General features: G+C 67.9%; 10 protein-coding genes. 9 read left to right on the top strand and 1 reads right to left on the bottom strand.

Annotation, left to right across the window (positions count from 1 at the left end):
• Positions 1 to 282: 282 nt before the first annotated feature.
• Positions 283 to 852: a transcriptional regulator gene (locus tag ABT127_RS32830; RefSeq protein WP_351458100.1), complete on the bottom strand. Its 570-nt coding sequence runs from the start codon at positions 850 to 852 to the stop codon at positions 283 to 285.
• A 429-nt stretch (positions 853 to 1281) separates the two neighbouring features.
• Between ABT127_RS32830 and ABT127_RS32825 the strand changes: the two genes are divergently transcribed.
• The 9 genes from ABT127_RS32825 to ABT127_RS32785 all read left to right on the top strand — a co-directional run bounded on the left by ABT127_RS32825 (position 1282) and on the right by ABT127_RS32785 (position 12159).
• Complete coding sequence (locus tag ABT127_RS32825) at positions 1282 to 1743, top strand: GNAT family N-acetyltransferase (protein WP_351458097.1); 462 nt, start codon at positions 1282 to 1284, stop codon at positions 1741 to 1743.
• Between the two features lie 138 nt (positions 1744 to 1881).
• Complete coding sequence (locus tag ABT127_RS32820) at positions 1882 to 2658, top strand: alpha/beta fold hydrolase (RefSeq protein ID WP_351458094.1); 777 nt, start codon at positions 1882 to 1884, stop codon at positions 2656 to 2658.
• Positions 2659 to 2666: 8 nt separating this feature from the next.
• Complete coding sequence (cysC, locus tag ABT127_RS32815) at positions 2667 to 3290, top strand: adenylyl-sulfate kinase (RefSeq protein WP_502971819.1); 624 nt, start codon at positions 2667 to 2669, stop codon at positions 3288 to 3290.
• Positions 3290 to 4225 (top strand): sulfate adenylyltransferase subunit CysD, encoded by a 936-nt coding sequence (gene cysD / locus ABT127_RS32810; RefSeq protein WP_351458117.1) that lies wholly within the window; start codon positions 3290 to 3292, stop codon positions 4223 to 4225. Before cysC ends, cysD begins: the two co-directional genes overlap by 1 nt.
• A 188-nt stretch (positions 4226 to 4413) precedes the next feature.
• Positions 4414 to 7113 (top strand): FAD/NAD(P)-binding protein, encoded by a 2700-nt coding sequence (locus ABT127_RS32805; protein ID WP_351458092.1) that lies wholly within the window; start codon positions 4414 to 4416, stop codon positions 7111 to 7113.
• Between the two features lie 433 nt (positions 7114 to 7546).
• Positions 7547 to 7873: a TcmI family type II polyketide cyclase gene (locus ABT127_RS32800; RefSeq protein WP_351458089.1), complete on the top strand. Its 327-nt coding sequence runs from the start codon at positions 7547 to 7549 to the stop codon at positions 7871 to 7873.
• Positions 7870 to 9144, top strand: a complete 1275-nt coding sequence (locus tag ABT127_RS32795) for a beta-ketoacyl-[acyl-carrier-protein] synthase family protein (protein ID WP_351458086.1) — start codon at positions 7870 to 7872, stop codon at positions 9142 to 9144. Before ABT127_RS32800 ends, ABT127_RS32795 begins: the two co-directional genes overlap by 4 nt.
• Entirely contained in the window at positions 9141 to 10361 is a 1221-nt protein-coding gene (locus ABT127_RS32790; RefSeq protein WP_351458084.1) for a ketosynthase chain-length factor, read from the top strand. The genes ABT127_RS32795 and ABT127_RS32790 overlap by 4 nt, the downstream gene beginning before the upstream one ends.
• Before the next feature lie 19 nt (positions 10362 to 10380).
• Positions 10381 to 12159, top strand: a complete 1779-nt coding sequence (locus ABT127_RS32785) for an ABC transporter ATP-binding protein (protein ID WP_351458081.1) — start codon at positions 10381 to 10383, stop codon at positions 12157 to 12159.
• Positions 12160 to 12163: the final 4 nt, after the last annotated feature.

Below are 12163 nucleotides of genomic sequence, written 5' to 3'. Positions count from 1 at the left end.
GCGCGCGGTCTGCTCCGCAGACACGACGCGCCGCCGCTACGCGGCGGAAGAACCGCCGCGCTCCGCGCGGCTGGCCGGCCACTCCGTGCCCGGCGCGGCCAACTCCGTTGTCCGCGGCTCGAATTGCTCCGAAATTCGGCCTGCCGTAATTCGCTCCGCGAATTACGGGGTAAATACGCTCCGCGAATTTACCTAAAAGCGGCAGCAACAGCAGGGGCCCGCACTCCGGCTGACGGAGCGTCAAATCCTTCCCAAAACCAGGACTTGACAAACCATCATTTCCTACGCGGCAAACCCGACAGTCGACACGTATTCATACTGTCCCCACTGGGATCCCAGATCCACAATGGTGTCCACCCACGCATTGTCAAGAGAGCCCATGTCCCTTGCCGCCCAGGACCGGATGAGAGTGTCCCACTGCCGGACATTGAGGCTGCGGTACTCCAACACCCGCTGGAACCTGCGGTCGACCCGGGACTGGTTGAACGGGTGGATCTCCACCCTCGTCCCTCCCCCGGCATTGAGTCGACGCAGCAGGTAGCGGGCAACGTTCTGCCGGCGCACGGTGCGGTATGCGGTTTCGATCTGCTCGAGGCTGGCCTTGGAGGGGCTGCGCTTGCCGTCGATCCAGGCCTTGATGGTGCGGTCGGTGACGGTCAGGCCTGCTGCCCGGGCGGCCTGTCGGGCGTGTTCCGACCTCGTAAGGTAGGCGAGGCGCGCCTGGAGGCCACGTTTGGCGGTGACCGGGGTGGCGATGAATCCGGCGAGCTGGTCGAGCTGACGGGCTACAGCTTCGCTGCCTTTGATGCCCTGGGCCCCGTAATGGCCGAAATCGTGTGTCCTTTCCGGCATTACAGGGATCCTTTTCCTCGGCAGGTCGTAGTGCCCAATATACCGTAACTACCCTGACCTTGCAGGAATTTGGCCACCTGGCAAGGTGCTTGTATCGGGAAACTTCCGGCGTGGTGATTGCTCGCCCTGCTTTTCTCTTGTGTGCAAACTGAAGCAGTCACCACTCGCTATCGGAGTTGCCATAGGGCTCGTCACAGAACCTGTAGAGAGTCTTCTCCAGCTGCTTGAGCGTCGAAGGCGGACGGTTGACGAAGCGAAGTGGTTAGCCCGGTCTTGGTCGGCTTGGAACCGTCGAGGGGGCAACAGGCATGACTGAGCGCGGGAACGTCGTTGACGGCCGGGCAGGTCCTGGTGGTTGCCCCGCTCCGGGACCCTCCGTATGTGCCGGGCGTCACTGACAGTTCGGTGTCTGCGCGGTTGGCTGCGGCGATGACTGATCTTCGTATCGAGACTCTGACCGGTGATGCCGGCATTGATGGTGCTCTGGTCGGCGACTGGCAGTACGTGCACAACACGGTGGTGCCGGCCGAGTCCGCGCGTCTGTCCCCCGGTGATGTGTGTGAGCGGGCGGGGCGCAATGTCCTGGAGGTGGCTTACGCCGGTGGTGTTCTGGTCGGCTGCTCGACCGTGCGGGCGCCGCGGGGCGGGGTGGGTGTGGTGATCTCGCGTGTGCTGTCGGAGCACCGGGGCCGTGGGTTCGGTCTGGCTCTGTACGAGCGCGGCCTGGCCGTGGCTCGTTCTCTGGGTGCGGAGGAGGTCGAGACGGTTCTGCTGGCCTCGAGCGCTGCGGGGTTGCGGTTCGCCGAGCGGGCCGGGTTCACCTTGGAGGTCGATCGTTATCGCCTGGACGGTGACGTGGTGGACTGGGTGGAACTGCGCCTGGTCCCGTAGCTCGGTGTTCTTCGGGGTCGTTCTCCGTCCTGTCTGAGCGTGCTCACGACCGGTTCTCGAGCGGTGGTCCACTGCGTCACTCGACGATTTCGAGTACGCGGGGTGACAGCGCCTCGGTTCCGGTGTGAGGAGTGCGTGATGCGCAAAGTCATTTCCAGGGACGGCACGACGATCGCCTATGAGAAGGCCGGTCAGGGGCCGCCGATCGTGTTGCTGAACGGTTCGTTCCGCGATCACACCATCTTCGACGCGCTGGTGCCGGAGCTCACCGCGCACTGCACCGTGTACGTCTATGACCGGCGTGGGCGGGGTGAGAGCGGTGATGCCGCGCAGTATGCGGTGGCGCGTGAGGTGGAGGATCTGGAGGCGGTCATCCAGGAGGCCGGCGGGTCGGCCGCGGTGTTCGCGGGGAGTTCCGGGGCGAACCTGGCGATCGAGGCGGTGTTGTCGGGTGTGCCGGTCAGCCGGCTGGCGCTGCACGAGCCGTTCTACCGCACGGAGGGTTTTCCGAAGCCTCCGTGGAACGTGGCGAAGACGATCCGGGTGCTGATGGAGCAGGAGCGGCGTCACGAGGCGGTGGAGTACTACCTCGGCAGTTTTCTGGGGCTGACGCCGGACACGGTTGCGGAGTGGCGCAAGGGGCCTATCTGGGCGGTCAATGAGGCCAATGCGCACACGCTGGCCTATGACCTGGAGATCTGTGGCGACTGTGAGGTGCCGGTGGAGCGGCTGGCCGGCTGCGCGACGCCGTCTTTGGTTCTGAACAGCGATCACACGAGCGAGTGGCTGCGGGCGGCCGCGCGTGCGACGGCTGCGGCGCTGCCTGGCGGGCGTTCTGTGGAGTTGCCGGGTTCGTGGCATCGGATCGACATGGATGTGCTGGGGCGGGCTCTGGTCGAGTTCGTCACCGCTTGAGGCGCGGGATGTCAGCCGAGGAGGGTGTCGCCGTGGCGTCTGTTCAGTCTCTGGGGGCCGGTGCGCCGGTTCCGGCCGGTGTGCTCGCCGGGCCTGGTGGTCGTGGGGCGACTGTGTGGCTGACCGGGCTGCCCAGTGCGGGGAAGTCCACGCTGGCCCGGGCTCTGGCGGAGCGGTTGCGGGCGCGGGGGCGGCGGGTGGAGGTTCTCGACGGTGATGAGGTGCGTCTGTTCCTCTCCAGGGATCTGGGTTTCTCTCGTGAGGACCGGCATGCGCATGTGGGCCGGGTGGGGTTCGTGGCGCAGCGGTTGGCGGCGCACGGTGTGATGGTTCTGGCTCCGGTGATCGCGCCGTATGCGGCGTCGCGTGCGGCAGTGCGGGCTCGTCATGCGGCTCATGGGACGGCGTTCGTGGAGGTTCATGTGGCGACGCCGGTCGAGGTGTGTGGTGAGCGTGATGTGAAGGGGCTCTATGCGCGGCAGGCTGCGGGGCAGTTGAGCGGTCTGACCGGTGTGGACGATCCGTACGAGGAGCCGTGCAGTCCGGAGTTGCGGATCGGTACGACGGGGCGGTCGGTGGCTGGGTGTGCGGTGCAGTTGGAGGGTTTCCTGGCTGAGAGGGGGCTGGTGTGATGTCGGCCGAGGGCAGTCGGGTGTCTGGTGGTGGGGCGGTGTTGGCGTTGTCGCATCTGGATGCTTTGGAGGCGGAGTCCGTTCATGTGATGCGTGAGGTGGCGGGTGAGTTCGAGCGGCCGGTGATCTTGTTTTCGGGTGGCAAGGACTCGCTGGTGATGTTGCATCTGGCGTTGAAGGCGTTTCGTCCGGCGGCGGTGCCGTTCGTGCTGCTGCATGTGGATACCGGGCACAATTTTCCGGAGGTTATCGCGCATCGGGATCGGGTGGTGGCGCGTGCGGGGCTGCGGCTGCATGTCGCCTGTGTGCAGGAGTATCTGGATGCGGGGCGGTTGCGGGAGCGGGCGGACGGGTCGCGTAATGCGTTGCAGACGGTGCCGTTGCTGGATGCGATCGAGGCGCATCGGTTTGATGCGGTGCTGGGTGGTGGGCGCCGGGACGAGGAGAAGGCGCGGGCCAAGGAGCGTGTGTTCTCGTTGCGGGACGAGTTCGGTGCGTGGGATCCGCGGCGTCAGCGGCCGGAGTTGTGGTCGTTGTACAACGGGCGGCATGCGCCGGGTGAGCATGTGCGGGTGTTTCCGTTGTCCAACTGGACCGAGTTGGATGTGTGGCAGTACATCGAGCGTGAGCGTGTCGAGCTGCCGTCGATCTATTACGCGCACAAGCGTGAGGTGTTCTCGCGGGACGGTATGTGGCTGTCTGCGGGGTCGTGGGGTGGTCCGAGGGCGGGTGAGGTGCCGCAGCGGCGTGTGGTGCGGTATCGGACCGTGGGTGACATGTCGTGCACGGGGGCTGTCGATTCGGAGGCGGTCACGGATGCGGAGATCGTGGCGGAGGTTGCGGCCAGCCGGCTGACTGAGCGGGGTGCGACCCGGGCGGACGACAGGGTTTCGGAGGCTGCGATGGAGGATCGCAAGCGCGAGGGGTATTTCTAGCGATGCCTGTCGACGTGCTGGTTGTGGCGGGTGCGTTGTTGCGGTTCGTCACTGTGACCGGCGTGTGGGCTCGTTCCTGCTGATTGATCGGGATGTCGGGGCCGCGCTCGGTGCGGTGGTGGTCGGTGGGGTGTTCGGGGCAGCGGGTGCCGGCGGTGGTGCGGGCCGAACCAGTCAGGAGTGATGTGATGAATGAGTTCTCTTCTACGCGTCGTGTGGCCGTTGTCGGGGCCGGTGCGGCGGGCACGCTGGCGGCTGTTCAGTTGGTGCGTCAGGCGGGTGCGGCGGGTGTGCGGCTGGAGTTGTGGCTGGTCGATCCGGGTGAGTGGACCGGCCGGGGTGTTGCCTATGGGACCGGTGACCGTCGGCATGTGCTGAATGTGCCGGCTGCGAAGATGAGTGCGCTGCCTGATGATGCGGATCATTTTCTGCGGTGGCTGAGGGTTCGTCATCCGGGGGTGTTGCCTGGGGACTTCGTGGCGCGTGGGACGTTCGGCGGGTATCTGGCCGATGTGCTGCAGGAGGCGGTCGACGGTGCGCCGGGGGTGCGGTTGCACCGGGTGCGTGAGCGGGTGGTCGATGCGCGGGTGCAGGGGCGGGGGCTGGTGGTGCTGTTGGGCAGTGGGGCGCGGTTGCGGGTGGATGCGGGTGTGCTGGCGCTGGGTGGTCTTCCTCCGTCGGTGGAGTGGGCGTGCGGGGGGTTGCGGGCGAGTGGGCGGTTCGTCGCGGATCCGTGGGCTGCGGGTGCTTTGGAGCGGGTGGCGGAGGGGGGTGATGTGCTGCTGGTGGGGACGGGTCTGACGATGGCTGATGTGGCTGTTTCGCTGGCGCGGCCGGGGCGGGTGGTGCATGCGGTGTCGCGGAATGGTCTGGTGCCTCAGGAGCATCTTGCGGTGCCGGCTGCTCCGGCTGCGCCGGCTGTTCTGGACGGGTCGCGCGGGCTGGATGTGCTGCGTCGTGATGTTCGCCGGCATCTGGCTGCGACGCGGCGGGCTTGTGGTGACTGGCGGCCTGGTCTTGATGGTCTGCGGCCGGTGACGGCGCGGTTGTGGCAGCAGTTGTCCGGCTCGGATCGTGCGCGTTTCTTCCGGGAGGATCTGCGGGCCTGGGAGGTGCACCGGCATCGTCTGGCTCCGCGTACGGCGGCGGCTGTGCGGGCGTTGCGTGCGGGGGGCGGGCTGCGGGTGTCGGCGGGGCGGGTGGTGCGTACGACTGCGGTCGAGGGCGGGCTGGAGGTGGTGCTCAGTGACGGCCGGGTGCTGCGGGTGGGTGCGGTGGTGAACTGCACGGGTGCGCAGAGTGATCTGCGGCGGTCGGTGGATCCTTTGGTGCGTGGTCTGCTGGCGCGTGGGGAGGCTCGGCCGGGTCCGGCGGGGCTGGGTTTCGACACGTGTGGTGATGGGCGGCTGTTGGCTGCTGAGGGGCCTGCTCCTCGGTTGTGGACGCTGGGGGCGGCGCGGCGGGGGAATCTGCTGGAGACCACGGCGATCCCGGAGATCCGTGCTCAGGCGGCCGAGGTTGCGGCGAGTGTGCTGGATGTGTGTGCTCCGCGGGGGGTGCGGCGGCCCAGGGACCGGTTCGGGCTGGCGTTGAGTACGACGCCGCGGGTGGCGCAGTTGTACGACCGGGCGCTGGGGCGTGTGCTGGCGGGGCGGGTGGGTGCGCAGGAGTTGTTGGTCGAGGCGGTTGCGCAGGATCCGGATTTTGCGGTGGGTCTTGGTGCGCTGGCGTTGATCGGTCATGAGTGCGCGGGTGCTGTGGATGTGTCGGCTGTGTTGGCGCGGGCGGAGCGTGCGGCGGTGCGGCGTGCGGATGCTCGTGAGCGGAGTCTGGTTGCGGCGGTGCGTGCGCGTGTGGCGGGGAGCGAGGAGGAGGGCAGGGCGGCGTTGCTGGGGCACATCGGGGCGTATCCGCGTGATGCGTTGGTGGTGAGTGCGGCGGTGCCGACGGTGTCCTTCAGTGGGGTGACGAGTGGGCAGGAGTCGTGGCGGCTGGTGGAGGGCCTGGTGCCGGTGTACGGCGACGACTGGTGGTTTTTGGGGCAGCTCGCTTTTGTGCGGCAGGAGCAGGAGCGCTGGCAGGAGGCGGAGGCGTTGTGTGTGCGTGCGCTGGAGGCTCATCCGGCGGCGGGGCATGCGGTGCATGCGCGGGCTCATGTTTTTTATGAGACCGGGGAGCATCGGGCGGGGTTGGCGTGGCTGGATGGGTGGAGTGGGCGGTATGGGGCGCGGGCGGGGCATCGTTCGCATGTGTCGTGGCATGCGGCGTTGCATGAGTTGACGTTGGATGACGGTGGGGCGGTGTTGCGTCGTTTCGGGCGGGAGTTGACGGCGTCGCGGGTGGGTGGCGGGCGGTTGTTGGTGGATTCGGTGGCGTTGTTGTGGCGGGCGCGGATGGCGGGGTGCTGGCAGGGTCCGTTGCCGGTGGAGGAGTTGGTGGGGGCGGCGCCGCGGGATTGGTGGGAGGCGCCGGCGACGGGGTTCGCTGCGTTGCACGGGGCGGTGGCGTTGGCTGCGGCTGGTGATGTGGAGGGGTTGGAGCGGTTGCGGCGGTTTGGGGCGGTGCACCGTCAGGAGGTGTTCCGCGGGGTGGTTGTGCCGTTGTGTGAGGCGCTGTCGGCGGTGGTGCGGGGCAGTTGGGGTGAGGCGGCTGTGCTGTTGGGGCCGTTGGTGGGTTCGGTGGCGCGGGTGGGTGCGAGCCGGGCGCAGTGTGAGGTGGTCGAGGAGACTTTGTTGTTCGCGCTGGTGGCGGGTGGGGAGTTGGGGCGGGCGCGGGGGTTGTTGGAGGCGCGGTTGGAGCGGCGGGCTTCGCCGTTGGACCGTCGTCGGCTGGGTGCGGTGGTGGGGGGTTCTGGGGTGCGTGGGGGTGGGGTGTTGTTGTCGCGTTGATGGGTGGCGCGGGGGGGCCGGGCGGTGCGCGGGTGGTGCCCGGATGGCGCGTGGGTGGTGCTCGGGTGGTGCTCGCTTGGCGCTCCAGGGGGGCGCGAGTGCGGCTGGATGGGTATTCCATCGATTTTCCACGGATCACTGATTCCCTCTTGAGCAGTCACTGAATTGGTGACGACCGGTTCACGAACGGAGATGGAGATGCGGCCTCGGAACAGGTCCGCCCTGCGGTCCCTGGGAAAGACCATCGGCGAGGGGCTGATGTGGATGGGTTTTGCCTGGAACGGACTCTATCCGCCTTATCCGGCGGGGGGCTACGGGATGCACCTTGCTGAACAGCCGTGCTGGCCGCCATTGTCTGACGAGGAAATCGCGTCGTGGACGGCACTGGTAAGGAATTTGTGACAGGCGTAGTTCATTCCCGAGGGGACGTCGTATGCACAGCAATCTGATAGTGGCCCGTATGGATTCTCAGTCGAGTGCTGAAGTGGCCCGGCTTTTCGCGGCCTTCGACGAGTCCGAGATGCCGCACCTCATGGGCACCCGGCGGCGTCAGCTCTTCATGTACAACGGCTTGTACTTCCATCTTCAGGACTTCGACGACGAGCAGGGCGGCGAGCGGATCGAGGAGGCGAAGAGTGATCCGCGGTTCGTGGCGATCAGTCGTGACCTGGATCCGTTCATCGGCGCCTACGACCCGGCCACCTGGCGTTCGCCGGCGGATGCGATGGCGCGCCGCTTCTACACCTGGGAGTCGAAGTGAGCGGCCGGCGGGTGGTGATCACCGGTGTCGGGGTGGTGGCGCCGGGCGGGGTGGGGGCGAAGGCCTTCTGGAACCTGCTCAGTGAGGGCCGTACCGCGACTCGTTCGATCAGTTTCTTCGATGCGGCGCCGTTTCGTTCGCGGGTGGCGGCGGAGGTCGACTTCGATCCCTACGAGCACGGGCTGGGTCCGCAGGAGGTCCGTCGTACCGACCGTGCTGCGCAGTTCGCTCTGGTGAGTGCGCGTGAGGCGGTGGCGGACAGCCAGCTGGACCTGAACGGCTGTGGGCCGCACCGGGTGGGGGTGGCCGTGGGCAGTGCGGTGGGCGCGACGATGGGCCTGGACGAGGAGTACCGGGTCGTCAGTGACGGCGGCCGGCTGGACCTGGTCGACCACGCGTATGCGGTGCCGCATCTGTACAACTACTTCGTGCCGAGTGCGTTCGCGGCGGAGGTGGCCTGGTCGGTGGGTGCCGAGGGGCCCACGACGGTGGTGTCGACCGGCTGTACGTCGGGGATCGATGCGGTGGGGTATGCCGCGGAGCTGATCCGGGACGGTTCGGCCGAGGTGATGATCGCCGGGGCGACGGATGCGCCGATCTCGCCGATCACTCTGGCGTGTTTCGATGCGATCAAGGCGACGACGCCGCGCAACGACGATCCGGAGCATGCTTCGCGGCCTTTCGACCGTACGCGCAACGGGTTCGTGCTGGGCGAGGGGTCGGCGATGTTCGTGCTGGAGGAGTGGGAGTCCGCGCGGCGGCGTGGCGCGCATGTGTATGCGGAGGTCGCCGGGTATGCCTCGCGGTGCAATGCCTTTCACATGACGGGGCTGCGGCCCGACGGTGTGGAGATGGCCGAGGCGATCGGGGCCGCGCTGGACGAGGCGCGGATCGACGCGGTGGGGGTCGACTACGTCAACGCGCACGGTTCGGGCACCAAGCAGAACGACCGGCACGAGACGAGTGCGGTGAAGCGGAGCCTGGGCGAGCATGCCCGGGTCACGCCGATGAGTTCGATCAAGTCGATGGTGGGTCATTCGCTGGGGGCGATCGGTTCGATCGAGATCGCCGCTTCGGTGCTGGCGATGGAGAACCATGTGGTGCCTCCGACGGCCAATCTGCATGAGCCCGATCCCGACTGTGATCTCGACTATGTGCCGTTGACCGCGCGGGACTGGCGCACGGACACGGTGCTGACGGTGGGCAGTGGGTTCGGTGGTTTCCAGAGCGCGATGGTCCTCGCACGACCGGACAGGAACGGGACGGCATGAGCTCTCACGTCGTGGTGACCGGGATCGGGGTGGTCTCCCCCAACGGTTTCGGCACCGAGGAGTACTGGGACGCGACGTTGGCGTCCAAGAGCGGCATCGGCCGCATCACGCGTTTCGACCCGGGGCAGTATCCGGCGCAGCTGGCCGGGGAGATCGACGGGTTCTGCGCCGAGGATCATCTGCCCAGCCGGCTGGTGCCGCAGACCGACCGGATGACGCAGCTGGCGTTGGTGGGTGCCGATCAGGCGCTGGCGGACGCGGGGGTGGATCCGCGGGAGGGCGACGCGTTCGGGATGGGGGTGATGACGGCCTCGACGTCGGGTGGTTTCGAGTTCGGCCAGGGGCAGTTGCGCAATCTGTGGAGCAAGGGCAGCCAGTACGTCAGCGCGTATCAGTCCTTCGCCTGGTTCTATGCCGTCAACACCGGTCAGATCTCGATCCGGCACGGTATGCGCGGGCCCAGCGGGGTGGTGGTCGGTGACCAGGCCGGTGGTCTGGATGCGCTGGCGCATGCGCGGCGGCTGGTGCGCAAGGGCAGTGATCTGATCCTGTCGGGCGGGGTCGACGCGGCGATCTGTCCGTGGGGCTGGGCCGCGCAGCTGACCACCGGGCGGCTGAGCCGGGCCGATCAGCCGGAGCGGGCGTATCTGCCCTTCGATGCGGAGGCGTGCGGTCATGTGCCCGGTGAGGGCGGTGCGCTGCTGGTCCTGGAGGAGGCGGATGCGGCGCGAAGGCGTGGTGCCCGTCATGTCTACGGTGAGATCAGCGGGTACGGGTCGACGTTCGATCCGCGGCCGGGCAGTGGGCGGCCGCCGGGTCTGCGCAGGGCGATCGAGATCGCGCTGGAGGATGCGGGGGCGTGCCCGGGTGACGTCGATGTGGTCTTCGCGGATGCCGCGGGCGTGGCCGGCCTCGATGGTGAGGAGGCCGAGGCGATCACGGGTGTGTTCGGGCGGCGGGCGGTGCCTGTCACGGCGCCGAAGACGATGACGGGGCGGCTGGGTTCGGGTGCCGGTCCGCTGGATGTGGCGGCCGCGCTGCTGTGTATGCGGGACGGTGTGATCGCGCCGACCGCCCATGTGGTCCCCCGTGCCGGCTACGGCCTGGATCTGGTCACCGAGCCGCGGCGTACCGCTGTGGCGACGGCACTCGTCCTGGCCCGTGGCCACGGCGGCTTCAACTCGGCGGTCGTCCTGCGCTCCGGCGCCGGGGCCTGAGGACACGGAGGAGACCAGCGTGCAATCGACTGGGCCGGCCACCACTGCGCTGCCGGTGCACAAACGGCGTGTTGTGGGGCTCTTCAGCCCGTACCGCAGGAGCCTGTTGTTCGTCGCGGCGCTGGTCGCGGCGTCGTCGCTGGTTTCGCTCGTCAATCCGTTCCTGATCCGCGAGATCATGGACGAGGCGCTGCCGGAGGGCCGGACGGGTCTGCTGTCCGTGCTCGCGCTGGGCATGATCGTCGTCTCGGTCGCCACGAGTACGTTCAATGTGTGGCAGACCCATGTCTCGGCCAGGGTCGGGCAGTTGGTGATGCACGATCTGCGCACGGCCGTCTATGCGCATCTGCAGCGCATGTCGCTGGCTTTCTTCACGCGCACCCGCACCGGTGAGGTGCAGTCCCGCATCGCGCACGACATCGGCGGGATGCAGGTGACGGTGACGACCACGGCGACCGCGCTGGTCTCGGATCTGACGATCGTCGTCGCCACGACGAGTGCCATGGTGGTGCTGGACTGGCGGCTGACCATCGCCTCGATGGTGATGCTGCCCGGTTTCGTGTGGGTGAGCCGTCATGTCGGGGACGAGCGGCGGGTCATCACCCGGGAGCGGCAGCGGCAGTTCGCCGATCTGACGTCGATGGTGCAGGAGTCGTTGTCGGTCAGCGGGATCATGCTCGGGCACACCATGGGCCGGTCGCGTTCGCTGACCGGCACGTTCGCGCAGGAGTCCCGCAAGCTGACCGCGATCGAGGTCCGTGCCAGTACGGCGGGCCTGTGGTACCAGTCGACGATCTGGATCGTGATGGCGTCGATGCCGGCGGTGATCTACTGGGTGGCGGGGCTGACCGCGGGTGGGGCGGGGGCGGGGATCTCGCTGGGGTCGCTGGTGGCGTTCACGACGCTGCAGCAGGCGTTGTTCCGGCCCGCGCAGCGGCTGTTGACCATCGGGATCGACATCCAGGCGTCGCTGGAGCTGTTCGCCCGGATCTTCGAGTATCTCGATCTGCCGGTGGATGTCGCCGAGCCCGCGTGTCCGCGGCTGCCGAAGGAGTTGCGCGGTGAGGTGCGGCTGAGCGGGGTGGGGTTCTCCTATGCGGGAGCCCAGCAGCCGACGCTCGCGGGGGTGGATGTGCATGTGCCGGCCGGTGGGAGTCTCGCGGTCGTCGGGGAGACGGGTTCGGGCAAGACGACGCTGAGCTATCTCATTCCGCGGCTGTACGACGCGAGTGCCGGGAGTGTGACGATCGACGGTGTCGATGTGCGTGAGCTGTCCTTCGACACGCTGGCGGCGGCGGTGGGGGTGGTGTCGCAGGAGACGTATCTCTTCCATGCCACGGTCGCGGAGAATCTGCGGTTCGCCAAGCCGGACGCCAGTGACGAGGAGTTGGTCGCGGCGGCCCGGATCGCGCACATCCACGACTATCTGATGGCGTTGCCGGACGGGTACGACACGGTGGTCGGTGAGCGGGGCTACCGGTTCTCGGGCGGGGAGAAGCAGCGTCTGGCCATTGCGCGGGCCATCCTGCGTGATCCGCCGGTGCTGGTCCTGGACGAGGCGACGAGTGCGCTGGACACCCAGACCGAGCAGGCGGTGCAGGCGGCGATCGACGCGGCGAGTGCGGGGCGTACCACGATCATCGTCGCGCACCGTCTGTCGACGGTGCGGGACGCCGACGAGATCGTGGTGCTGGACAAGGGGCGGATAGCCGAGCGGGGTACGCACGAGGAGCTGATGGCGCTGGGCGGCAGTTACGCGGCGCTCGTCGACCGGGACAGCCAGCTGGCCGCTCTGTGAGGGG

This window comes from Streptomyces sp. NPDC001904, from assembly GCF_040297005.1.
In the GTDB taxonomy this organism is placed as follows: domain Bacteria; phylum Actinomycetota; class Actinomycetes; order Streptomycetales; family Streptomycetaceae; genus Streptomyces.
This window is presented reverse-complemented; position numbering and strand designations above follow the sequence as displayed.